This window comes from Streptomyces gilvosporeus (assembly GCF_002082195.1).
Classification (GTDB): Bacteria; Actinomycetota; Actinomycetes; order Streptomycetales; family Streptomycetaceae; genus Streptomyces; species Streptomyces gilvosporeus.
In genome coordinates this window covers 4755421-4777756 of sequence record NZ_CP020569.1, presented here as the reverse complement: position 1 = coordinate 4777756, position 22336 = coordinate 4755421, and the positions used below count along the sequence as shown (strand labels likewise).

The following is a 22336-nucleotide window of genomic DNA, read 5'->3' as shown; positions in this document are numbered from 1 at the left end:
GGCCCCCTACGCCCTCACTGCTGGGTGCTGCATTTCTTTTCCAGTTCCTGCTGCTCCTCGGAGGGGGCTTGGCTGGTGGTGGGTGTGGGAGTCGCGGACGCGGAGAGCGCGCCCGGGACGGCGCTGCCCGTCTTCGCGGCCTTGTCGCCCGAGCCGGGCTTGGCGGTGGACCCGGGCTTCGCGGTGGACCCCGGCTTGGTGGTGCCGCCGGTCTTGCCGCCCGGCTTCCGGCCCTTGTTGCGCGCCGCTTCCTCGGCGGCCGCCTCCCGCTGCTCCTTGGCCAGACAGGCATTGGCCTGCTTGCCGAGCTCGGTGACCTTCTCGCTCGCCTGGGTGCGGTTGTCGACCGCGATCGTCTCCTTGACCTGGTTGCGCTGGTACAGCGGTAGGTACTTGAGTTCGATCTCGGGGTGGTCCTCGTCCACGGTGTTCAGCGAGATCCACGCCAGGTCCTGGCTGATACCGCGGTAGAGCGCGACGTGATTGCCGTTGGCGCCGACGAAGTACTGGGTCTGCGTCCAGCGGTAGCCGCCGTAGAGCCCGCCGCCGACCACGGCCAGCGCCAGCGCGATGAACAGCGACCGCTTGAGCCACTTCCCGCGCCGCTGCGGCTTGAGGAAATCCTCGTCGGTGAACGCGCCGAAGGAGCCCTGCGGCGGGCCTCCGACGTCCGGACCACCGCTGCCGGGCGGCCCGAAGGCGCCTCCGGGGGCGGCCTGGGCACCGTCGCGGCGGCCTAGCTCGGCGGCGCGGGCGGCCGGCGTCTGGAGCGTGCTGGGGTCGCTGAGCTGGTGCTGGTTCTCGGCGACGGCGCCGACGATCACCGGGGTGTCGTTGAGCTGCCCGGCCATCGTGTCCGCGCCGTCCACGTCCAGGACGTCGGCGACGATGCAGGTGATGTTGTCGGGCCCGCCGCCGCGCAGTGCGAGCTGGATCAGCTCCTGCACCGTCTCGTGCGGCCCGTGATAGCCGGCGAGGGTCTCCTCCAGCGTCTGATGGCTGACGACCCCGGACAGCCCGTCCGAGCAGATCAGATACCGGTCCCCGGCCCGCACCTCGCGGATCGAGAGATCGGGCTCGACATGATCACCGCTGCCCAGCGCCCGCATAAGCAGCGACCGCTGCGGATGGGTGGTGGCCTCCTCCTCGGTGATCCGGCCCTCGTCGACCAGCCGCTGCACCCAGGTGTGGTCCTGGGTGATCTGCGTGAGTCCACCGTCGCGCAGCAGATACGCCCGGGAGTCGCCGACATGCACCAGGCCCAGCCGCTGCCCCGTCCACAGCAGCGCGGTGAGCGTGGTGCCCATGCCTTCGAGCTGGGCGTCCTCCTCGACCATGACCCGCAGCTGGTCGTTGGCGCGCTGCACGGCGGTGCCGAGCGAGGTGAGGATGTCCGAGCCCGGAACGTCGTCGTCGAGCTGGACGAGGCTGGAGATCACCTCGGAGCTGGCGACCTCACCGGCGGCCTGGCCGCCCATACCGTCCGCGACGGCGAGCAGCCGCGGCCCGGCATAGCCGGAGTCCTCGTTGCCCTCGCGGATCATGCCCTTGTGCGATCCGGCGGCGAAGCGCAGTGACAGACTCATGCGCACCTCACCCGTCGGTTCGGGGTACAGCCGGTCTCCTCGAGCCACACTGCCCACCCTCCGGTCGGGAGCACACCCGGGTCCGTCGAGTGGACCGTCGCGGCTCGCTCGCTCCGCTCGCTCATTGTCGTACTACTTCCGCAGCTCGATGACGGTCTTGCCGATGCGGATCGGGGCTCCCAGGGGAATCGGTGTCGGGGTCGTCAGTCGGGTCCGGTCCAGGTACGTGCCGTTGGTGGAACCCAGATCCTCGACGATCCACTGGCCGTCACGGTCCGGGTAGATCCTGGCATGCCTGCTGGAGGCGTAGTCGTCGTCCAGCACGATCGTGGAGTCGTGGGCCCGGCCCAGCGAGATCGTCTGGCCCTGGAGGGCGACGGTGGTGCCGGTCAGCGAGCCTTCGGTGACCACCAGCTTGGTGGGCGCTCCGCGACGCTGGCGGTTGTTGCCGCGCCCGCCGTCCTGGCGGCGCTGCTGCTGGGGCGGCGCGGCCTGACGCTGCGCACGCGCTTCGGACCCGCCGCGCCGGGCGGCCCCGCGCTGTGTGACGCGGGTGCCGAACAGATCGCTGCGGATGACCTGAACGGCCACGATGACGAACAGCCACAGTACGGCGAGGAAACCCAACCGCATGACCGTGAGGGTCAGCTCTGACATTGCCCCCGCTTCACCCTTCGGCTTGCCGGTAAACGATGGTGGTACTGCCCACGACGATCCGCGAGCCGTCGCGGAGACTAGCGCGAGTGGTGTGCTGCCCGTCCACCACGATGCCGTTGGTGGAACCCAGATCCTGGATCGTGGGGGGCGTTCCGACCCGGATCTCACAGTGACGCCGGGACACACCCGGGTCGTCGATCCTCACGTCGGCGTCGGTGCTGCGGCCCAGCACCAGCGTCGGACGCGAGATCTGGTGACGGGTGCCGTTGATCTCGACCCAGCGCCGGGTCTGCGCATAGGGCTGCGGCCCTGCGCCGGCCGCTGCCGTACGGGGTACGGGCGGCGCCCCGCCGGGAGGCGGGGACGAGGGCATGGGGGGCGCGCTCACATGGCCGCCGCCGGGCTGGGGGCCACGGGGCGCCGAGGGGGCACGCTGTCCGGCGGGCTCCTGGGACGAGCTGGCGGCGAGCGTACGGCTGCGTACGCGGTACAGGCCGGTGTCGAGATCGTCGGCCTTCTCCAGATGGACCTTGATCGTGCCCATGAAGGTGTACCGCTGCTGCTTGGCGTAGTCGCGGACCATGCCCGCCAGCTCATCGCCGAGCTGGCCGCTGTAGGGGCTCAGCCGTTCGTAGTCGGGAGCGCTCAGCTCCACGATGAAGTCGTTGGGGACGACCGTGCGGTCGCGGTTCCAGATGGTGGCGTTGTTGTCGCATTCGCGCTGCAGCGCGCCGGCGATTTCGACGGGCTGCACCTCGGACTTGAACACCTTGGCGAAGGTGCCGTTGACGAGACCTTCGAGACGTTGCTCGAAACGCTTCAGTACTCCCACGGGACACCTCCTTCCTCAGTCTTCGTCGTGATCGTCCTGATCGGGTCGTCCTGATACTGCTTACCGATCGTATCCACGCGTCGGGAAATCGGCTGGTTCCCCTTTCCCGCCTGGGAGACGAGTGTCGCCCCTCACAGGGTTGCCCGGACCTTGCCTGTCTCCTTGCCCAGTGTTCAAGCACTGCGATCGTAGATGTGCCCCCACCACAGTGTCCCGCAACCGTCCAGCCCTCGGACCGGCCGGGGGTAGGCGCCCTTCCGGTCACGGCGGGCAGCGTACGGGTGCCACGGGGGCGGCGCACGGTTCCGCGCACACGGTGTTCGGCACCGCGGAGTCGTGCACGGCTCCGCGACACGGTGAGTGTGGCCCCTTGTGGGTGCCCACGGCGAATGCCCGGGTGGGAGCACGCGCCGGCCCGCCGGCGGCCGTGGCGCGGGGACCGGGGGAAAGGCGTGTGAAGGCACCCTCAACACCGTGCTAATCTTCTGGATGTCGGCAGGCGCTCGCAGCAAGACCCGGACCGAAAGGCCCCGGATCTCGTGAGAGAATCAACCGGCAGCACCCATGCGCGGGTGGCGGAATAGGCAGACGCGCTGGATTCAGGTTCCAGTGCCCGAAAGGGCGTGGGGGTTCAACTCCCCCCTCGCGCACAGATGAGACCCCCGGTCTCCGGAGAAATCCGGAGACCGGGGGTTTCTTGTGTTCCGGTCCGGGACGGGGCCGGGCGTCGAGGTGTTGGGTTTGTCACTTTCGCTCCGGAGTGGATGATGTTGGTCGGTTTGGCCGGGTGCTGTGGCGTGGGGCGGTGGTAGCGCGCTGGCGTCCTGTGTATTTCGTCCCGTAATGCAGCCGATTTTGCTTTATCGGTAGTTCCCGGACCGGGTGTTCCCGCTCTTTCCTGCATTGGCCGGTGCATTCACGGCGTACGGGCGGCGGCTTCGGCATTCCTGGAGTCGCCGGCGTTCGTGGGGGCGTCGGCGTTCGTGGTTTCCGTCACAGTGGCGCGGAAGGCGCGGATGCGTGCGGTGTCGCGGGAGGGGTGGTGGACCAGGCCCAGGACGGAGTCCGGGAGGCCGGTGACGGGGAGAAAGGTGAGGTCGCGGCGGCCGTGATAGTCGGCGGTGGGGCGGCACAGCAGCATGCCGCCGCGGCCGGCCGCGGCGAGGGTGAGGCCCTCCTGGAGGGTGCTGACGCAGGGCCCGGCGGGTATCGGGCGGCCCTCGGGGGTGGCGGTCGGGGCGTGGGCCTCGCGCCAGTAGGCGGGTGCCGGGGCGTCCGGGGCGATGAGGGGGATGGCGGCGAGGTCCTCGGCGGTGAGGCCGGAGCGGGCGGCCAGGGGGTGGCGTACGGACAGGGCCAGGGTCTGCTGCTGGGCGGCGAAGACCGGGCCGAGCACGAGATCGGGCTCGGCGACGGGCAGCAGCGTGACGGCCACGTCGACCGCGCCGCTGCGCAGCGCGCCGAAGGGATCGCACAGCGGGATCTCGACGATCTCGGTGTGGCAGTCCGGATGACGGGCGTGGAAGGCGTCGATGGCCCGCATGATCCGGCCGTCCGCGGTGCCCTGGAAGCCGATCGTCAGCCGGCCCTCGATGCCGCGGGCGGCGGTACGGGCGGACTCGACGGTGGCGCGCAGGGCGTCGTAGGCGGGGCGCAGCGACCTGCGGAACTCCTCGCCCAGCGGGGTCAGGCTCACCCGGCGGCTGGTGCGGTCCATCAGGCGGGCGCCTATCCGGGACTCCAGGGCGCGCAGCAGCTGGCTGATCCGGCTCTGCGAGACGTGGAGACGCTCGTCGGTGCGGCCGAAGTGGAGCTCCTCGGACAGGACGAGAAAGCACTCCAGCTCGCGCAGTTCGAGGCTGCGGAGCTCGGGGGTGGGGGTGGCTGTGCTGCTGGTGGTGGTGTGCGGGGGGCTCATGGAGGGGGTGGGGCCTTCGGCGGGTGGTGGTGCGGTGGGTGCTGTGGCGGCTTCGGGTCGGGGGATGGGGCTTGGGGCTTGGTGGCCTGAGGGCTGTCGGGCGGGCTGAGGCAGGGGTCGGGTGCGGGGTTGGTCCGGGCCATCGGGGGCCGATCGATGAGTCCTGTTCATGGAAGGCTGAGGAATTCGCCGTTGTTCCCGTGGGGCGGCGGGAGTTGGCTGGAGGTATGGCGAAGACTGAGGAAACGGGCGGCCGGGCGGGCGAACTGGCCGTGGCGCCGGGCGGGTTGCGGAGGGGGCGGGGCGGCGGCTGGCCCGGTGTGGGGGCGTTGGCGGCGGGGACGTTCACGGTGGTGACGTCGGAGATGCTGCCGGTGGGGCTGCTGACGCCGATCGGCCGTGATCTGGGGATTTCTGACGGGACGGCGGGTCTGACGGTGACCGTCACCGGCCTGGTCGCGGCGGTGGCCGCGCCGTCGCTCACGCTGCTGGTGGCGCGGCGGGACCGCCGGGTGGTGCTGACGGCCCTGATGGCGACGCTGGCGGTGGCGAATCTGCTGGCGTCGTATGCGCCGAATGTCGTGGTGCTGCTGGTGGCGCGGGTGCTGGTGGGACTGGGGATGGGCGGCGTCTGGGCGATAGCGGCGGGGCTCGCGGTGCGGCTGGTGCCCCGGCGGCGGGTGGCGGCGGCCACGTCACTGGTGTTCAGCGGGGTTGCGGCGGCCTCCGTACTGGGCGTGCCGGCCGGGACGTTCGTGGGGGAACTGGGCGGCTGGCGCGCGGCGTTCATGGCGATGACGGCGGTCTGCGCACTGGTGGCCGTCGCCCTGGCCGTACTGCTGCCGCCCCTGCCGGCCACCGGGCCGGTGCGGCTGGGCGGGGTGCTGCGACTGTTCCGCGAGGCGTCCGTACGGACTGGACTGCTGCTGGTGGCCCTGCTGGTGACGGGGCATTTCGCCGCGTACACGTATGTGCGGCCGGTGCTGGAGGAGGTGGCCGGTGCCGGTGCCGGGCAGATCAGCACGCTGCTGCTGGCCTTCGGTGTCGCCGGGCTCATCGGGAACTTCGCCGCCGGGGCGGGGGCGGCCCGGTCGCCGCGGGTCACGTTGCTGGTGATCTGCGGGGTGCTGGCGGGAGCGGTGTTGTTGCTGCCGCTGGTGGGGCGGGGCGCGGGGGTGCCCGGGGCGGCGCTCGTGGTGGCCGTATGGGGGCTGGCCTACGGGGGCGTCTCGGTCAGTACGCAGACCTGGCTGATGGCGGCGGCGCCGAAGGCCCGGGAGGGGGCTTCCGCGCTGTTCGTCGCGGTGTTCAACGGGGCCATCGCCCTGGGCGCGCTGACCGGCGGCCGGGCCGCGGACGGCTGGGGCGTCGCGGGCGTGATGGGCCTGGGCGGCGTGCTTGCGGTGGGGGCGCTGGTGACCGTGGGGGTGGGGAGGGCGCCGGGGCGGGGGTGAGGGCGGAAGGCGCGTGCCTGATGCCCGTGGCCCTCACCCCGGTGCGGCCGGTGCGGCCTCAGGCGGTGAAGCGGTCGACGAGGGCCTTCGCCTTGGCCGACGCGTCCTCGAGGGCCTTATCGCGGGAAGCCTCGTACTTCGGGATCAGGTCGGCCATCGCCTCGTTCGCGGGAGCCATGGTCAGCTCGGGCACGATGAAGTCGACCTCCAGGCCGAGCCCGCCGCCGAGGACGGCCTCCAGGTAGTTCTGCACGTACTCGAAGCCCTCACGGGGCGTACCCGGCGCGTACGAACCGCCGCGGCTGGCGACGACGGTCACCGGGGTGCCCTTGGCGGACGGCTCGGCGCCCGACGTACGGCCCATGATGATCACCTGGTCCAGCCATGCCTTCAGGGTGGAGGGGATCGTGAAGTTGTACATCGGCGCGCCTATCAGGATCGCGTCGGCGCGCTCCAGCTCCTCGGCGAGCTCGGTGCGCAGCGCGAAGGCGGTCTGCTGCTCGGGGGAGTGCGTCGCGGGGTCGGAGAAGCCGGCGGAGGCGGCGACGCCGTCGAGATGCGGCAGCGGGGCGATGCCCAGGTCACGGTAGATGACCGTGCCATCGGGATGCTGCTCCTCCCAGGTCTTGCGGAAGGCGGCGGTGACCGCGCGGGAGGCGGAGCCGCCCTCGGGGAAGACGGACGTGTCGATGTGCAGAAGGGTGGCCATGGGGATCGGTCCTTCGGGTCGCGGCCGGATGAAGCTCGGCACGGTGGTCACGGGTGTCACGGATGTCACGGGAATCGCGGTGTCACGGTCGTTGAATTCCGTACGTCACTATTCATAGCACAGGAGCTTACTTTTCTGCAGTAGCCAACGGGAGGAAGGTACCCTGGGTGCATGGCGGACCACAGCGAGACGATGTGCAGGCAGGTCGACGTCGGCATGACGCGCGTCTTCGAGCTGTTCGGGAAGCGCTGGACGGGGCTGATCGTCGCCACTCTGATGCCCGGGCCGGTCCATTTCGCCGATCTGCGGCGCGCGATCCCCGGGATCAGCGAGCGCATGCTCTCCGACCGCCTCATGGAACTGGCGGCCGCCGGCCTGGTTGTACGCGAGGTCGACGAGGGCCCGCCGCTGCGCGTGTCCTACCGTCTGACGGAGGCCGGGCGGGGGATCGAGCCCGCCCTCAAGGAGCTGTCGCGGTGGGCGGAGACGTATCTCGCCGATGGCGGGCAGTGTCCGGAGCGGTTTCGGAAGTAGCGGTCGGGGCTGGGCTGGGCTGGCGCGGGGGCGTTCGCCGGTCGGTTGGCGGTGGGTTCGCGGCGGGTTGGCCGGTTGGCCGACTGGTGCCGTCTGCTTTTCTCCCGCTCTTCGGTCTTCCGTACGCTCGGGTTCCGCTGTTCAGTCGAGGCGGTCCTGGGCGGCGTTGTAGCGCCGTAGATACGTGGCGAAGCGGTCGAGGTCGCCCTCGTCCCAGTCGGCCAGTCGCTCGTGGAATGCCTGGCGGCGGCTCGCGGTGACGTGGGCGAGTACCTCGGCGCCCTTCTTCGTGGGGTGCAGCACCTGGACGCGTTGATCCTCCGGGTCCACGCGGCGCTCCACGAAGCCGAGCTTCTCCAGTGCGGCGATCTGTCGGCTGACCGTGGACTTGTCCAGGAGGTAGTGCGCGGCAAGGTCCGTGGCGCGGCATCCGTGCTGGTCATCGAGGTGCGCGAGCAGGGTGTAGGAGACCAGCGACAGTTCGGGGTGCATCCGCGCGGCGGTCGCGCGGGCCCGTCTGGCGAATGCGGTCATCTCCTGCTGGATCGTCTCGATGGAGGTGTCGCGGTGGGGCACGGGGTTGCCTTTCGTCGAAGTAGTTGTATAGTACAACGTGAATCGATGGTTGTATTTAGCAACTCGTGTGGGTCGCGTACGGCGCCCCTGGGAGCACGCTCTGCGATGCGCGCCGTTCGGGTGGCCGCCCCGACCGACCGACGAGCCAACGAACCAACGAGCCGATCACCCCAACTGACCAGCTGAGAAGGTCTGCACCATGAGTCCGGTCCCCCGTCCCGACCACCGCCGAAGCGATCCTGGTGGCGCCGATCTCCGTACGGCGACCACGACCACTACAGCCGGTACGGCCCGTACGGAGCGGCACGGTGCCCATCGGTCCGGCCGTTCCGCCGGGCTGCGGCATGTCCTGACACACCTGATCACCCCGCTGCTGATGTGCGTCGGCATGGGTCTGGCGTATCTGGGCGCGTTCGCCGATCCCGCGCCGCATCATCTGCCCGTCGCGATCGTCGGATCGGGCCAGAGCGCGCAGCTGCTGGCGCAGTCGATCAATGACAAGGCGGGCGGCGATCTGGAGGTACGGACGGTCGGCGACCGGTCCGCCGCGGTGGAGCAGCTCAGACATCAGGACATCTTCGGCGCGTATGTGATCAAGGCGACGGGGGATGCCGGAGGTGCGACAGGCGGCGGCGCGTCCGGTGGCGTGCCTGGTGGCACGTCGGGTGGCCGGGCCGGCGGTGTGCGGGCGTCGGGGCCCGAGTTGCTGGTGGCGACTGCGGGTTCCGACACCAGCGCGTCCGTGGTGCAGAAGATCTTCACCCCGATCGCGGCGCAGCACGGCTTTCCGCTCAAGGTCACGGACGTGGCGCCGACCGCCGACGACGACCCGACGGGGCAGGGCATCTTCTTTCTGCTGGTCGCGATCAGCATCGGCTCGTACGCCTCGGTCGCGGTGATCGGCGGCGCCGGGGCCGTACTGCCGCTGCGGCTGCGGGCGGCGCTGGCCGTCGGTACGTCGTTCGTGGTCAGTGCCATCGGGGCGGCGTTCGCGGGGCCCGTCTTCCACCTCGTCGATCACGGGCTGTGGGGGGTATGGGGTATGGCCTGGCTCTACTCCGCGGGCATTCTGCTGGTGGGCACCGGTCTGCACACGTTCCTCAAGCGCTGGACCACGCTCGGGGTGATGGCGCTGTTCGTGATGCTCAACTTCACGTCCTCCGGCGGGATTTTCCGCCCCGAGATGCAGAACGGCTTCTTTGCCGCCCTGCACTCGTTCTGGAACGGCGCGGGCTTCGTCGAGGGCACCCGTAGCCATGTCTACTTCGACGGTTACGGCCTGGCCGGACATGTCTGGACGCTGGCCGTATGGCTGGTGGTTGGTGCGCTGGTGGTCGGTGTGGCGGGCCTGGCGGAACGGAAGCGGCGCACGGCCGAGGCGACGGCGGCCGCCAATGCGGCGGCGGTGGCGGCGGCCGCGGTGGCGGCGACGGTCCCGGAGCGCGGGGTGGAGGAGTTGGAGGAGGAGATGGAGGAGGCGGTGGGGGTTTAGGGCGCACCGACGCCACACCCGCATCCAGTGCCTCCGTTCTCATCTCGCCTCCCCTCACTGAGAGTTATCCACAGGGCCTGCCGGACCGCGGGTGGTGTGGGTACCGTCATGGCCGAACGAGAAAGAACCGGTCGGTCAGGCCGGACTGGAGCAGGTCGTGGAGGGGGAGGTGGCGCGCGATGTCGCGTGTGCCGTACGTACCGGGGTTTGCGAAGGCTGCTGCGCGGGGGGCGTCGCCCAAGGCCGCGGGCCGGGCGTTGCGGGAGCGGCTGCCCCGCGCCGAGCAGGCTGCGCTGTCGATCGCGGCCGGGCGGCCTGATGCGGTGGCGGCCGTCGAGGAGTCCAACGCGGGCCGGTTGCCGGAACTGACGCCGATACGGGTCGGACGGATGGCCGCCAGTCCCTTCGCCTTCCTCCGTGGCTCCGCGGGGCTGATGGCATACGACCTCATGGCCACACCCGTCACCGGCATAGGCGCACAGATCTGCGGGGACGCGCACGCCGCCAACTTCGGCCTCTACGCGGACGCCCGCGGCGGCCTCGTCATCGACCTCAACGACTTCGACGAGACCTTGTACGGGCCGTGGGAGTGGGACGTGAAGCGACTCGCGGTGTCGCTGGTGTTGGCGGGACGGGAGGCGGGAGTTGGCGAGGACGAATGTCGGAACGCGGCGCTCGATGCGGCCGGCGCGTATCGGCGCACGATGCGGTTGTTGGCGAAGCTGCCGGTGACCGAGGCGTGGAACGCGATCGCGGACGAGGAGCTGGTTTCGCACACAGACGCCCGGGATCTGCTGGGGACGTTGGAGCGGGTGTCCGCCAAGGCCCGTAAGAACACCAGCGCACGGTTTGCGGCCAGGGCCACCGAGCAGGGGCTCGACGGAGGACGCCGGTTCGTGGACGCGCCGCCGGTGCTGCGGCGAATACCCGATGCGGAAGCGGCGGCGGTGGCCTCCTCGCTCGCCGGCTATCTGGAGACGCTGCCCGAGGACCGGCTGCCGCTGCTGGCCAGGTACGCCGTGCACGATGTGGCCTTCCGGGTGGTCGGGACAGGCAGTGTCGGGACGCGTTCGTATGTCGTGCTGCTGCTTGATCACCGGGGTGAGCCGCTGGTCCTCCAGGTGAAGGAGGCGCGCGGTTCGGTGCTGGCGCCGTTCGTGGAGAAGGCCGGTTTCGCGGTGCCGTCGGTGGCGCACGAGGGCCGCCGGGTGGTGCTCGGCCAGCGGCAGATGCAGGTCGTGAGCGACGTGTTGTTGGGCTGGACGACGGTGCACGGACTGGCGGGGAGCGAGGCCCGGGAGGGGCTGCCGTTCCAGGTCCGGCAGTTCAGGAATCGCAAGGGCAGTGTGGATCCGGCGCAGCTGACCGGAGAGCAGATGGATGACTACGCACGGATGACCGGCGCCCTGCTGGCGCGGGCGCATGCGCACAGCGCGGACCCGCGGCTCGTGGCCGGGTACTGCGGTAAGAGGGGGGAGCTGGACGAGGCGTTCGCGGCGTTCGCGGTGGCGTATGCGGACCGCACGGAGGCGGATCACGCGGACCTGGTGGCGGCGGTGAAGAGCGGCCGAATAGCGGCCGAGATGGGGGTGTGAGCGGGGCAGGACTGCACGAGCGGGGTCTGCTGCGGGCTTGACGTCGGCCTGCGGCGGCGCAGCCACCCCGGCCTGCGCCGCCCGGCCCCCGCGAGGACGCGCGGGCGTGGTCGGCGGGGTAAGGGGGCGCGGGGCTGGGGTGTGGGGCGTGGGTGGGTGTGGGGGCGGGCGTGGGGGGTGGAGGGGGGAGGGGAGGGGCCCCGGGGGTGCCGGATGAAGGCAGCTGCCGACCCGCCCTCATCCTGCCCCGCCCGCACCCCACCCCGGCCCCATCCCACCGCACCCCACCTCAACCCACCCCGCCGCCCGCGACCGTCCCCGTGCATGGGCCGTACGCTGACCGAGTGACGAACTCGCACGCGGAGAACGCGCAGGACGGCCAGGACCGACCGGACGCAGCGGACGCATCGGGCACGGCAGGCACGCCAAGCGCACCCACGCCCAGCGCACCCAGTGCCCCCGCCGCCCCGGCCGACCCGTACGCACCGGATGGCTCAGCCGCCTCGCCGCCGTCCGACGCCCCCGACGGCGATGAGGGCGGCCGCGCGGCCCAGGACGAGGCGACCCAGCGGTTGGCGAAGGCCGTGGGGGCGGCGGAGCAGGCGTTGATCGAGTTCGAGATCGCGGTGGAGACGTTCCGGGTGGAGGTGGAGAACTTCTCCCGGCTGCATCACCAGCGGCTCGGTCCCATGTATGCGCGGCTCGACGAGCTGGACGCGCAGATTGCCGAGGCCGTGGCGGCACGTACGGGTGACCCCGAGGACATCCGTAAGGCCCGGGAGGCGCGAGCCTCGGTGCTGCCGATGCCCAATGTGGAAGAGCTGTTCCACGGGTGGATGGGGTCGGAAGGGCTGTTCCCCGAGTCGCAGGCCATGCTCGCCGAGCAGTCGGTCCAGCCGCCGCAGAAGGTGCGGCCGAGCGAGGAGACCCGCAAGGTCTACCGCGACCTGGTGCGCAAGGCCCACCCGGATCTGGCGCGGGACGACGCGGAGCGCAGTCGGCGGGATGCGTTCATCGCGCGGGTCAATATGGCCTACGGGCGGGGTGACGAGGCGGCGCTGCGGGAGCTGATGCGGGAGTGGGAGGCCGGTCCGGCGCCGGCCGTGGAGCGGCTGAGCGAGAGCGAGGAGCTCTACGCCCGGCTGGAGTGGCTGGCCGAGCGCAAGGAGATGCTGGCCGCCGTCGCGGCGGAGCTGGAGGAGAGCGCGATCGGGGCCATGATCAAGATGGCGCCGCAGGACCCGGATGCCCTGCTGGACGAGATCGCCGAGAAGCTGCTCGCCGATGTCGCGGGACGCGAGAACTATCTCGCGCAGCTGGTCGGGTAGCGTCGAGAGCATGCGATTTGGTTCTCTGCCCACGGTCGGTGTCGATGCTCTGACGTCCGAGGACTTCCTCCTCGACGTACGCGAGGACGACGAGTGGGAGGCCGGGCACGCCCAGGGCGCGCTGCACATCCCGATGAGCGAGTTCGTCGCCCGTTACGGGGAGCTGACCGAGGCGGTGCCCGAGGACGGCAAGGTCTATGTGCTGTGCCGGGTCGGCGGGCGGTCGGCCCAGGTGGCGCAGTATCTGATCCAGCAGGGCATCGATGCGGTGAACGTCGACGGCGGTATGCAGGCATGGGAGGCCGCCGGCCGTCCCGTGTCGGACGGCAAGGGCGGCGTCGGCACCGTCATCTGAGCCAGTCGGTCACACCCCTTCATCCCCGTACATGCGCAGCGAGAAGATCACCCAGCATCTCCTCGTGCGCGGCCGCCGGCCCCAGCGAGAGTTCGAGCTGCTTGGCCCAGGCGTGGTAGCGGTGCAGGGGGTAGTCGGTGTCGGCGCCGAAGCCGCCGTGCAGGTGCTGGGCGGTCTGGACGACGCGTCGTACGCCGTCGGATGCCCAGATCTTGGCGACCGCGACATCGCCTGCCGGCGGTAGTGCGCCGGACGCGCCGGTGCTCAGACGCCAGGCGGCCTGCCACAGGGTGGCTTCCATGGCGCGCAGGTCGATGAAGCGGTCGGCGGCTTGGACGGCGACGGCTTGGAAAGTGGCCACGGGGTGGCCGAACTGTTCGCGTTTGCCGGTGTAGTCGCTGGTCATCGCGAGGACTTGTTCGCCCAGGCCCAGCGCGAGCGCACAGGTGCCGGTGGTCATGACGTTGCGCAGCGTCTCCCAGGCGTTCGGGTCGGTGAGCATTGCCCGGTCGGCGATGCGTACGGAATCCAGCCGGACCTCGGCGTAGCGCTCGCCGCTGGTGGATATCTGGTCGTCGAGTGCGAGGCCGGCGTGGGTGCGGGGGACGAGGGCGAGGACGGGTCGGCCGTCGGGGGTGTGGGCGGGGAGCAGGATCCGGTCGGCGGTTTGGGCCCAGGGTGCGGTGGTCTGGGTGCCGTCGAGGATCCAGTCGGTACCGTCCGGGCGGGCGGTGACGGCGAGTTCGGCGGGATCATGGCCGGTGCGGCCGCCGACGGCGACGGTCACGACGAGATCGCCGGTGGCGATCCGGGGCAGGACGTCGGCGCGGAGTTCGGCCGGCGCATACGTCTGGAGGGTGTGTGCGGCGGCGCTGGTTTCCAGCAGGGGTACGCGGGCGAGCACCTTGGCCGATTCGCGGAGGACCAGGCAGAGCGCGATCGGGCCGAGGCCCGCGCCGCCGTGTTCAGGGGCGATGGGCAGGCTCAGCAGGTCGGCGTCGGCGAGCTTGCGCCACAGTGCGCGGTCGAAGTCGTCGGCCACGGCGCCAGGGGTGAGCGCCGGGCTGGGTACGCCGTCGGGTACGACGCCCGAGAAGACGGCCCGGGCCGCTTCGAGGGCGGCTTGCTGCTCCTCGGTGAAGGTGAAGTCCACTGCTCTGTCCTCCCACGCGGCGCGTTGACCTGACGGAGCGTCAAGGTAGAACAAGTTGCAGTAATTGGGAACGGTGGAGGCAGGAGGAAAGTCCCGCTGCGATGGGCCCTTCCCTCTGATGCAGCAGTTCCCTACGTACGGAAGCCCCTCCCCCGGCCCATCAGCGATCGAAGTCCAACTCGACCTTCTCCGTGGCCGGATGGGACTGGCAGGCCAGCACATATCCGGCGTCGACCTCCTCCGCCTCCAGGGCGAAGTTGCGGTCCATCCGTATCTCGCCGGACACCAGGAAGGCACGGCAGGTGCCGCACACCCCGCCCTTGCAGGCGTACGGCGCATCCGCACGGTTGCGCAGCACCGCCTCCAGCAGCGATTCGCCGTCGTGGACGGGCCAGGTGCCGGAGCGTCCGTCGAGGGTGGCGGTCACGGTGCTGTGCGCGGGGGTGGCGGTGGTGGGAGCCGAGGGGGCGGTGGTGCCGTTGTCGATGTGGAAGATTTCTTCGTGTATGCGGTTGCGCGGGACGTTCAGGGAGCGCAGTGCCCGCTCGGCGCTCTGGACCAGGCCGTAGGGGCCGCACAGGAACCAGCCGTCGACAGAATCGACGGTCAGTAGCGCGGGCAGCAGTGCATGCAGGCGTGCTTCGTCGAGCCGTCCGGAGGGCAGTCCGGCCTGCTGTTCCTCGCGGGAGAGGGTCTGGATCAGCTGGAAGCGCTGCGGATAGCGGTCCTTGAGGTCGGCCACCTCCTCCAGGAACATCGTCGAGGCCGCCGTGCGGTCGCTGCGGATCAGGCAGAAGCGGGCGTCGGGCTGCCGGGCGAGCAGGGTGGTGGCGATGGAGAGCACGGGGGTGATGCCGCTGCCGCCGACGATGCCGACGAAATGGCCGGGGCGCGGGGCGAGGGTGAACCGGCCGGCCGGAGCCATCACCTCCACTGTGTCGCCGACGGCCAGTTCCTTGAGCGCATACGTCGAATAGGCGCCGTCCTCGACCAGGCGGATACCCACGCGCAGGACGGGATCGTCGGTGGCCGGGGTGCAGATGGAGTACGTCCGGCGGATTTCCTGGCCGTCGACCGTTCTGCGCAGTGCGATGTGCTGTCCGGGGGTGTGCCGGAAGGTCTCGCGCAGCTCGGGCGGGACGGAGAGGGTGACGGCCACCGCGTCGTCCGTGAGCCGCTCGACCTCCTGGACCCGGAGCGGGTGGAACATCACAACTCCTTGAAGTGGTCGAAGGGTTCGCGGCAGGACTCGCAGCGGCGCAGGGCCTTGCATGCGGTGGAGGAGAAGCGGCTGAGCAGGGTGGTGTCGGTGGATCCGCAGTGCGGGCAGCGGATGGCCAGGTCAACGGGGACCGGTCCGCCGGCCGGTCCGGTGGGGCGCGGCGGGGCGATGCCGAAGGCGGCGAGTTTGCGGCGGCCTTCGGGGGTGATGGCGTCGGTGGTCCACGGGGGGCTGAGGACCGTACGGACCTCGACCTGTGCCACGCCGTTGTCGTGCAGGACCCGCTCTATGTCGGCGGACATCGCCTCGATGGCGGGGCAGCCGGTGTAGGTGGGGGTCAGCTGTACCTCGACGCGGTCGGGGGAGGCCAGCCGTACGCCGCGCAGGACGCCGAGCTCGGCGAGGGTGAGGACCGGCAGCTCGGGGTCGGGGACGGAGCCGGCCAGCGCGAGCAGCTTCTCTTCGAGGGGGGTGGGTGCGGTGGTCACCATGTCGCCCCCGGGTGGCTGCGGTGCAGATGCTGCATCTCGGCGAGCATCCGTCCGAACGGTTCAGTGTGCAGGCCCTGTCGGCCGGCGCCCGCGGCCCAGGCGCCGTGCTGCGGTCCCTGCGGCACGGTAAGGGTGGCCCGTTCCAGGACGGCGGTGAGGCGGGCCGTCCATTCGTCCCGCAGTGCCTGCCAGGGGGCGTCGAGTGCGTCGACCGGTTCGAAGAGCTCGCCGGTGAAGCGCCACAGGGCATCCAGGCCGCGCTGCATGCGGGTGTGGCTCTCGTCGGTGCCGTCGCCCAGGCGCAGGGTCCACTGTTCGGCGTGGTCGCGGTGGTAGGCGGTCTCCTTGACGGCCTTCGCCGCCAGGGGGGCCAGTTCGCTTCCGCCCGTGGCGAGGTGGTCGAAGAGCAACTGCTGGTAGAGGGAGAAGTAGAGCTGTCGGGCGATGGTGTGGGCGAAGTCGCCGTTGGGCTGCTCGACGAGCTGGACGTTGCAGAACTGCCGTTCCTCGCGCAGGTAGGCCAGTTCGTCCTCGTCGCCTGCCAGGGAGAGGAGGATGCGGGCCTGGCCGAGCAGGTCCAGGGCGATATTGGCCAGCGCGACCTCTTCCTCCAGGACGGGGGCGTGGCCTGCCCATTCGCCCAGGCGGTGGGAGAGGATCAGCGCGTCGTCCCCGAGGGCCAGGGCCGGGGTGCGGGTGAGGTTCGTCAAAGGTGATGCACCCCGTCCGGGATCTCGTAGAAGGTCGGGTGGCGGTAGGGCTTGTCGCCGGCCGGTTCGAAGAAGGAGTCCTTCTCGTCCGGCGAGGAGGCGGTGACCTGAGCGGAGGGGACCACCCAGATGGAGACGCCCTCCGAGCGGCGGGTGTAGAGGTCCCGGGCGTTGCGCAGGGCCATGGCGGCGTCCGGGGCGTGCAGGCTGCCGGCGTGGGTGTGGGCCAGGCCGCGGCGGCTGCGGACGAAGACCTCCCACAGGGGCCATTCGGCGGGGCGGGCCGCCGGGGCCGCGGGGGTGTCGGCGGGGCGCGGTGTCGTCATTGGTCGGCCTTCCCGTGCTTGGCGGCATGTGCGGCGGCTGCCTCGCGCACCCAGGCGCCGTCCTCATGGGCCCGCCGTCGGCGGGTGATCCGCTGTGCGTTGCAGGGGCCGTTGCCCTTGAGGACTTCCCAGAACTCGGTCCAGTCGATCGGCCCGAAGTCGTGGTGGCCGCGTTCCTCGTTCCAGCTCAGGTCCGGGTCGGGGAGGGTCAGCCCGAGGGCCTCGGCCTGGGGGACGCAGATGTCGACGAAGCGCTGGCGCAGTTCGTCGTTGGAGTGGCGTTTGATCTTCCAGGCCATGGACTGTGCGGAGTGTGCCGATTCGTCGTCCGGCGGGCCGAACATCATCAGTGAGGGCCACCACCAGCGGTCGACCGCGTCCTGTGCCATGGCGTGCTGGGCTTCGGTGCCGCGGCTGAGGGCGAGCAGGAGTTCGTAACCCTGGCGCTGGTGGAAGGACTCCTCCTTGCAGATGCGGACCATGGCGCGGGCGTAGGGCCCGTAGGAGCAGCGGCACAGCGGGACTTGGTTGGTGATCGCGGCGCCGTCCACCAGCCAGCCGATGGCGCCGACGTCGGCCCAGGTCAGGGTGGGGTAGTTGAAGATCGAGGAGTACTTCTGCCGGCCGGTGTGCAGCTTGTCGAGGAGTTCGTCGCGGCTGGTGCCGAGGGTTTCGGCGGCGCTGTAGAGGTAGAGGCCGTGGCCGGCCTCGTCCTGGACCTTGGCCATGAGGATCGCCTTGCGGCGCAGGGACGGCGCGCGGGTGATCCAGTTGGCCTCGGGCTGCATGCCGATGATTTCGGAGTGGGCATGTTGCGCTATTTGGCGGATGAGGGTGGAGCGGTAGGCGTCCGGCATCCAGTCGCGCGGTTCGATGCGCTCGTCCGCGGCCACGGTGGCGTCGAAGACGGCTTCGAGTGCCGATTCTTCTGGCGCGATCGTCGTCATGTGGTGCCCCCTCGCTCCCGACCGACCGATCGTTCGGTTCAATGGTGAGTGGGCGGCCCGCGGGTGTCAACCCTGAGAAAAATCAGGGTCGGGTGTGCCGGGTGCCGCCGCGTAGGTACCGTTCCGTGGCGGGGTCCATCACGGGCCGGCCGGGTGCCGGCCCGGGTGTCAGCCGACGGGATCGTGGGAACGGGGCGGGAATGCAGTCATACGGGGACGAAACGCGGCCACTGGCCGCGCTCTCGCTGCCCTCGCGGATCGTCATAGGCGTGGCTGCCTGTGCCGGCGCCGTGATCGTCGCGATCCATCTGGCCATGATGTTCCTGCACGTCGCACCGCAGAACACGCTCAGCAAGCAGCAGGGCACGCTGATCAGCGACTACGTCTATCCCGAGTACGAGCAGAACTGGAAGCTGTTCGCGCCCAATCCTCTCCAGCAGAACATCGACGTCCAGACCCGCGCCCAGGTGCGCGGCGCGGACGGCGCCGTGCAGACCACCGGATGGAGCGATCTGACCGCCCTCGACGGGCGCGCCATCCACCACAACCCGCTGCCCAGCCACACCCAGCAGAACATGCTGCGCCGCGGCTGGGAGTTCTACCTCAGCTCGCACACCGCCCAGAACGGCCCCATCGGCATGCGCGGCGAGCTCTCCGAGCGCTACATCCGGCGCATAGTGCTGTACCGCCTGGGCGCCGAATGGGCCCGAAGCGGCCGGGTCGAGCAGGTGCAGCTGAGGTCGGTGACCACCGCGGTCGCCCCGCCGCAGTGGAGCACGGAGAAGATCAGCGACAAGCCCATGTACCGCGTACTGCCCTGGTGGCAGGTCACGGCAGACGACCTGCCCAAGGGGGCGAAGAACCAGTGACCTCCGAAGAGCCGGTGAACGCGGAAGATTCGGTGACCTCACCGACGCGGGCGCAGCCGCAGTCGTCCACCGGGACCGGGGCGGACCCGGAGACCCGTACGGACCGAGAGACTCGTACGGACCCGGAGACCTCGACGGCCCCGAAGACCCACCTGCCCCAGCTGCCCGAGCCGCCCTTCGGGGAAACCCGTATCGAGCGCGCCATCGGCCGCGGCTTTGCGCAGGTCACCGGCCGGGCGATGGCCCCGTACCAGACCGCCGTGATACGGATCGGATTCGCCGCGACCTGGCTGCTGTTCCTGCTGCGGGAATGGCCCAACCGCCATGCCCTCTACGGGCCCGACAGCCCCTTCAGCCTGGACATGGCGCGCCAGTTGCTCAACGGCAACCACGCCTTCTCCGTACTGCCCTGGTCCGGCAGCGGCGGCTGGTTCGAGTGCGTCTACGTCCTGGGCATCGTGGCCAGCGCCCTGCTGATGCTGGGCTGGCGCACCCGCACCATGTCGGTGCTCTTCATGATTGGCGTGCTCTCGCTGCAGAACCGCAGCATCTTCCTGGGCGACGGCGGCGACAACGTCGTCCACCTGATGTCGATGTATCTCGTGCTGACCCGGTGCGGGCAGGTGTGGTCCCTGGACGCGCGGCGCGCCCGGCGGGCCGCGGCCGACGGCACCGAGGAGGGCCGTGACCTGCCCGGCGTCCTCCTGTGGGCCGTCCTCGGCCTCGCCCTGGCCGTGGCCCAGCTGCGCGGCAGCTACGGCCTGACCTGGTTCGGCAACGGCCCCTTTCCGCACATCGGCTGGAGCCTGGCGCTGTGGGGCCTGTGGGCCGTGCACGGCCTGTGGTGGGCGGTGCGCCGCTACGCCCCGGGGGAGCCGCGCATCGTTCTGGACACCCTCGCCAAGCTCGCCCACAACGGCGCACTGCTGGTGATCATGGTCGAGGTCTGCCTGATCTACGCCACCGCCGGCTGGTACAAGATCCAGGGCTCACGCTGGCAGGACGGCACCGCGGTCTACTACCCGATGCATCTGGACTACTTCTCCCCCTGGCCCGCCCTGTCCCAGGCGCTCGGCAGCAGTGGCCTGATGGTCATGCTGCTCACCTACGGGACGGTCATCGTCCAGGTGGCCTTCCCGTTCACCCTCGCCAACCGCCGGCTCAAGAACGTCCTGCTGGTCGCGATGATCTGCGAGCACCTTTCCATCGCGGTGCTGCTCGGGCTGCCGTTCTTCTCCCTGGCGATGATCACGGCGGACGCGGTCTTCCTGCCGACGAACTTCCTGACCTGGCTCTCCGGCAGGGCGGCGGCGGTGCGCGACCGGCTGTTCCCGCGCGCCGGCGCGCCCCGGCCCGGTGGCGGCGAGCCGGAGGCCCGTGCCGCCGACGATGCCGGTGGCCATACCCTCGTGGGGTGAGCAGCGAGAAAACCGCCCCGGGCGCCGAGACCACCGCCCTGGACGGCCAGACCACCGCCCCGGGCGCCGAACCCCTCCAGTACGACGAGGGCTACGGCCCCAAAGTCGGCGTCGGCCCGCACCCGCAGCCCTGGCCCGACGACAGCCGCTACGACCCCGAGCTGCTCGCGCACGGTGACCGCCGCAACGTCGTCGACCACTACCGCTACTGGACGCGCGAGGCGATCGTCGCCGACCTCGACACCCGTCGCCACGACTTCCATGTCGCCGTCGAGAACTGGGGCCACGACTTCAATCCCGTATACGGAAGGGGTGTTGAGCCTCTAGCTTCGTTGTCATGAAGACAACGGAGCCCGAAGGGGCCGACGCCGCAGGCCAGTTGCCGTACTCGCACGCTCTTGCCGGAGCGCAGTCGGCGGAGGACGTACCTCGCGCAGCCACGTACGGACGGCAGAGCCAGAAGAAGGAAGCCGACTCGCAAGGCTCACCCCAGGCGCAGCGCCACTCGACCCACGCCCTGTGCATCGCGCGGGGGTACTCCCACGACCCGGAGACCGATCACTTCGAGGACATCGGGAAGTCGGGCTACGACCCGTCCGCCAACCGGCCGGGCTTTGACGCCCTCATGGAGGCCGTTCGCGCCGGAAAGTACGACGTGGTCGTGATCTCCATGCTGTCGCGTCTGACCCGTCAGGGCGCGCTGGAGGCGATGAGGATTGAAGCGGAGATGCGCGCCCACGGCGTAACACTCGTCAGTGTCCACGAGCCGTATCTTGACACGTCCACCCCGGTGGGAGTCGGCATTTTCGCCATCATTGCCGGACTTGCACAGCAGGAATCAGCAAACAAATCCGTGTTCATCACGGGCGCGAAGGAAGAACACCGGAAGGTCGGAGGGCACGTTTCCGGATCTGCCCCGTACGGCTTCGATGCGGCGCGCGTCATGCGGAACGGATTCCAGATCACGAAGCTCGTTCCGAACCCCGACGAGCGTGAACACGTTGAATTCATGGTCGCTTCAGCGATGAAAGGAAAGTCCGCAAACTGGATCGCGCGTGACCTGAACGACCGGAAGATTTCAACGAAGCTCACCAACATGGGGGAGAAGGCAGAGAAGCGCATCACGGCGGTCAAGAAGTCGACTCTGAACGCGAAGAAGAAGGAGGCTCCGCCGCGATGGACCGCCCTTTCCGTGCTGCGCGTTCTGCGTGACCCGCGCCTCGCTGGCTTTGCCATGGAAGTTGTCGGGCGGAAGGCTCCCAACAAGAATACAGGCGAGAAGGGCAGTGTCGGTAAGCGTGTCCCTATGCGAGGTAAGGATGGGGCGCCGATTTCTGGGCATGAGGCAATCATCAGTTCGGAAGACTGGTACAAGCTCCAAGACGTCATCGACGGTCGGAAGATGACCCACAGCAACAAACGGGGTACCGACTCCTTGCTGGGTGGTTGGGGCATTCTGCGTTGCGGTGTGTGCGGTGAAGGCATGTTCCAGTCTCGTACGCACGGTGTCTATCAGTGCTATGTGCGTGCGGGTGCTCCGAAGGCGCATGGTGGTCTCAACATCCGAATGTGGGCGGCCGATGATGCTGTCGCGCGCCGGGTATGGGGGAGGCTGCTGGCGTTGAGTCGTGACCCCGAAGAGCTGGACGAGGAAGAGACTGCCTTGCTACGGGAGGCCGGCCGACGCTTTGCCCACCAGAGGGACACATCCGGGCTTCAGCGCGAACGTGCAGCCACCAAATCCGCACTTGATTACGCCAGGGAGTCGATGCGGACGGTATACCGGGACCGTCAGGCAGGCGCGTACAGAGGGAAGGTCGGCGAGGAGATGTTCCTTGACAGCATCAAGCGACTTGAGGAACAGGAAGCTCGCTGCCTGACTCGATTGACGGAACTCGATAGCGAAGCCGAGCGGGCCACGACTCTGCCGCTCAGTGACTGGCTCGGAGACAGCGAGGGTGACCCTTTGGGAGATGGGTCCCCCTGGAAAGAGTGGGACACGATGGAACGCCGAGCATTTCTGAGCCTGTTTCTGGATGGCGTGGAAATTTCGCCGGCCGTAGGTCGTGGAAGGCATGCGAAACCGGATCAGCGTGTGCATGTGTCTTGGGCCACGAAGCCCCAGGATGAGTGATGGGGAATTAGTTCCCTGACAAGTAATCCC

Annotated in this window: 21 protein-coding genes, 1 tRNA gene and 1 pseudogene; 11 read left to right on the top strand and 12 right to left on the bottom strand. The window is 69.8% G+C overall.

From position 1 onward, the window contains the following. Positions 1-14: 14 nt before the first annotated feature. The 3 genes from B1H19_RS21260 to B1H19_RS21250 all read right to left on the bottom strand — a co-directional run bounded on the left by B1H19_RS21260 (position 15) and on the right by B1H19_RS21250 (position 3075). Entirely contained in the window at positions 15-1586 is a 1572-nt protein-coding gene (locus B1H19_RS21260) for a PP2C family protein-serine/threonine phosphatase (protein WP_203237194.1), read from the bottom strand. A gap of 132 nt (positions 1587-1718) precedes the next feature. Further along, entirely contained in the window at positions 1719-2243 is a 525-nt protein-coding gene (locus tag B1H19_RS21255; RefSeq protein WP_083106298.1) for an FHA domain-containing protein FhaB/FipA, read from the bottom strand. Positions 2244-2253: 10 nt separating this feature from the next. Then, on the bottom strand, positions 2254-3075 hold the full coding sequence (locus tag B1H19_RS21250; protein ID WP_083106295.1) for an FhaA domain-containing protein: 822 nt from the start codon (positions 3073-3075) through the stop codon (positions 2254-2256). 566 nt (positions 3076-3641) lie between these two features. On the opposite strand from B1H19_RS21250, the gene B1H19_RS21245 reads away from it, so the two are divergent. Next, a tRNA-Leu gene (locus B1H19_RS21245) sits at positions 3642-3725 on the top strand. Between the two features lie 266 nt (positions 3726-3991). On the opposite strand, the gene B1H19_RS21240 is transcribed toward B1H19_RS21245, so the two are convergent. After that, complete coding sequence (locus B1H19_RS21240; protein ID WP_083106293.1) at positions 3992-4993, bottom strand: LysR family transcriptional regulator; 1002 nt, start codon at positions 4991-4993, stop codon at positions 3992-3994. A gap of 227 nt (positions 4994-5220) precedes the next feature. Here B1H19_RS21240 and B1H19_RS21235 point away from each other — a divergent pair, with 227 nt between their 5' ends. Further along, positions 5221-6447 (top strand): MFS transporter, encoded by a 1227-nt coding sequence (locus tag B1H19_RS21235; protein WP_083106292.1) that lies wholly within the window; start codon positions 5221-5223, stop codon positions 6445-6447. A 58-nt stretch (positions 6448-6505) separates the two neighbouring features. Here B1H19_RS21235 and B1H19_RS21230 read toward each other — a convergent pair whose 3' ends face one another. Further along, positions 6506-7156, bottom strand: a complete 651-nt coding sequence (locus tag B1H19_RS21230; RefSeq protein WP_083106291.1) for an FMN-dependent NADH-azoreductase — start codon at positions 7154-7156, stop codon at positions 6506-6508. A gap of 171 nt (positions 7157-7327) precedes the next feature. Here B1H19_RS21230 and B1H19_RS21225 point away from each other — a divergent pair, with 171 nt between their 5' ends. Beyond that, positions 7328-7690: a winged helix-turn-helix transcriptional regulator gene (locus tag B1H19_RS21225; RefSeq protein ID WP_083106290.1), complete on the top strand. Its 363-nt coding sequence runs from the start codon at positions 7328-7330 to the stop codon at positions 7688-7690. A gap of 141 nt (positions 7691-7831) precedes the next feature. Here the strand turns inward: B1H19_RS21225 and B1H19_RS21220 are convergent, their stop codons facing one another. Then, a complete protein-coding gene (locus B1H19_RS21220; RefSeq protein ID WP_083106288.1) occupies positions 7832-8266 on the bottom strand; it encodes a MarR family winged helix-turn-helix transcriptional regulator in 435 nt (144 codons plus the stop codon). Between the two features lie 199 nt (positions 8267-8465). Between B1H19_RS21220 and B1H19_RS21215 the strand changes: the two genes are divergently transcribed. The 4 genes from B1H19_RS21215 to B1H19_RS21200 all read left to right on the top strand — a co-directional run bounded on the left by B1H19_RS21215 (position 8466) and on the right by B1H19_RS21200 (position 13036). Further along, positions 8466-9758, top strand: coding sequence for a YhgE/Pip domain-containing protein (locus tag B1H19_RS21215; RefSeq protein WP_237289442.1), 1293 nt, complete (start codon positions 8466-8468; stop codon positions 9756-9758). A 179-nt stretch (positions 9759-9937) separates the two neighbouring features. Beyond that, complete coding sequence (locus tag B1H19_RS21210; RefSeq protein WP_083106285.1) at positions 9938-11353, top strand: DUF2252 domain-containing protein; 1416 nt, start codon at positions 9938-9940, stop codon at positions 11351-11353. Between the two features lie 344 nt (positions 11354-11697). Beyond that, on the top strand, positions 11698-12681 hold the full coding sequence (locus B1H19_RS21205) for a J domain-containing protein (RefSeq protein ID WP_107426098.1): 984 nt from the start codon (positions 11698-11700) through the stop codon (positions 12679-12681). A gap of 10 nt (positions 12682-12691) precedes the next feature. Continuing rightward, a complete protein-coding gene (locus B1H19_RS21200) occupies positions 12692-13036 on the top strand; it encodes a rhodanese-like domain-containing protein (RefSeq protein ID WP_237289441.1) in 345 nt (114 codons plus the stop codon). A 19-nt stretch (positions 13037-13055) separates the two neighbouring features. Here the strand turns inward: B1H19_RS21200 and B1H19_RS21195 are convergent, their stop codons facing one another. From B1H19_RS21195 to paaA, 6 genes are all read right to left on the bottom strand, one after another. Next, the gene (locus tag B1H19_RS21195; protein WP_083106283.1) at positions 13056-14189 is read right to left on the bottom strand and encodes an acyl-CoA dehydrogenase family protein; all 1134 of its coding nucleotides are present in this window, start codon (positions 14187-14189) and stop codon (positions 13056-13058) included. Between the two features lie 160 nt (positions 14190-14349). Continuing rightward, positions 14350-15399, bottom strand: a complete 1050-nt coding sequence (locus tag B1H19_RS21190) for a 2Fe-2S iron-sulfur cluster-binding protein (RefSeq protein WP_083106280.1) — start codon at positions 15397-15399, stop codon at positions 14350-14352. Next, positions 15399-15902 (bottom strand): 1,2-phenylacetyl-CoA epoxidase subunit PaaD, encoded by a 504-nt coding sequence (gene paaD / locus B1H19_RS21185; protein WP_083106278.1) that lies wholly within the window; start codon positions 15900-15902, stop codon positions 15399-15401. The genes B1H19_RS21190 and paaD overlap by 1 nt, the downstream gene beginning before the upstream one ends. Beyond that, on the bottom strand, positions 15896-16612 hold the full coding sequence (gene paaC / locus B1H19_RS21180) for a 1,2-phenylacetyl-CoA epoxidase subunit PaaC (RefSeq protein WP_083106275.1): 717 nt from the start codon (positions 16610-16612) through the stop codon (positions 15896-15898). The genes paaD and paaC overlap by 7 nt, the downstream gene beginning before the upstream one ends. Then, positions 16609-16938 carry a 1,2-phenylacetyl-CoA epoxidase subunit PaaB gene (paaB, locus tag B1H19_RS21175; RefSeq protein WP_083106272.1) on the bottom strand — a complete coding sequence of 110 codons (330 nt, stop codon included), beginning with the start codon at positions 16936-16938 and terminating at the stop codon, positions 16609-16611. The genes paaC and paaB overlap by 4 nt, the downstream gene beginning before the upstream one ends. Beyond that, the gene (gene paaA / locus B1H19_RS21170) at positions 16935-17885 is read right to left on the bottom strand and encodes a 1,2-phenylacetyl-CoA epoxidase subunit PaaA (RefSeq protein ID WP_083106269.1); all 951 of its coding nucleotides are present in this window, start codon (positions 17883-17885) and stop codon (positions 16935-16937) included. Before paaA ends, paaB begins: the two co-directional genes overlap by 4 nt. Before the next feature lie 200 nt (positions 17886-18085). Between paaA and B1H19_RS21165 the strand changes: the two genes are divergently transcribed. From B1H19_RS21165 to B1H19_RS21150, 4 genes and pseudogenes are all read left to right on the top strand, one after another. Continuing rightward, positions 18086-18754 (top strand): DUF5819 family protein, encoded by a 669-nt coding sequence (locus B1H19_RS21165; RefSeq protein ID WP_083106266.1) that lies wholly within the window; start codon positions 18086-18088, stop codon positions 18752-18754. A gap of 152 nt (positions 18755-18906) precedes the next feature. Continuing rightward, on the top strand, positions 18907-20172 hold the full coding sequence (locus tag B1H19_RS21160) for an HTTM domain-containing protein (RefSeq protein ID WP_107426418.1): 1266 nt from the start codon (positions 18907-18909) through the stop codon (positions 20170-20172). 38 nt (positions 20173-20210) lie between these two features. Then, positions 20211-20468: pseudogene (locus B1H19_RS21155) on the top strand (rRNA methyltransferase); the annotation flags it as partial. Between the two features lie 41 nt (positions 20469-20509). After that, positions 20510-22306: a recombinase family protein gene (locus tag B1H19_RS21150; RefSeq protein ID WP_083106263.1), complete on the top strand. Its 1797-nt coding sequence runs from the start codon at positions 20510-20512 to the stop codon at positions 22304-22306. The last annotated feature ends 30 nt before the right edge of the window (positions 22307-22336 follow it).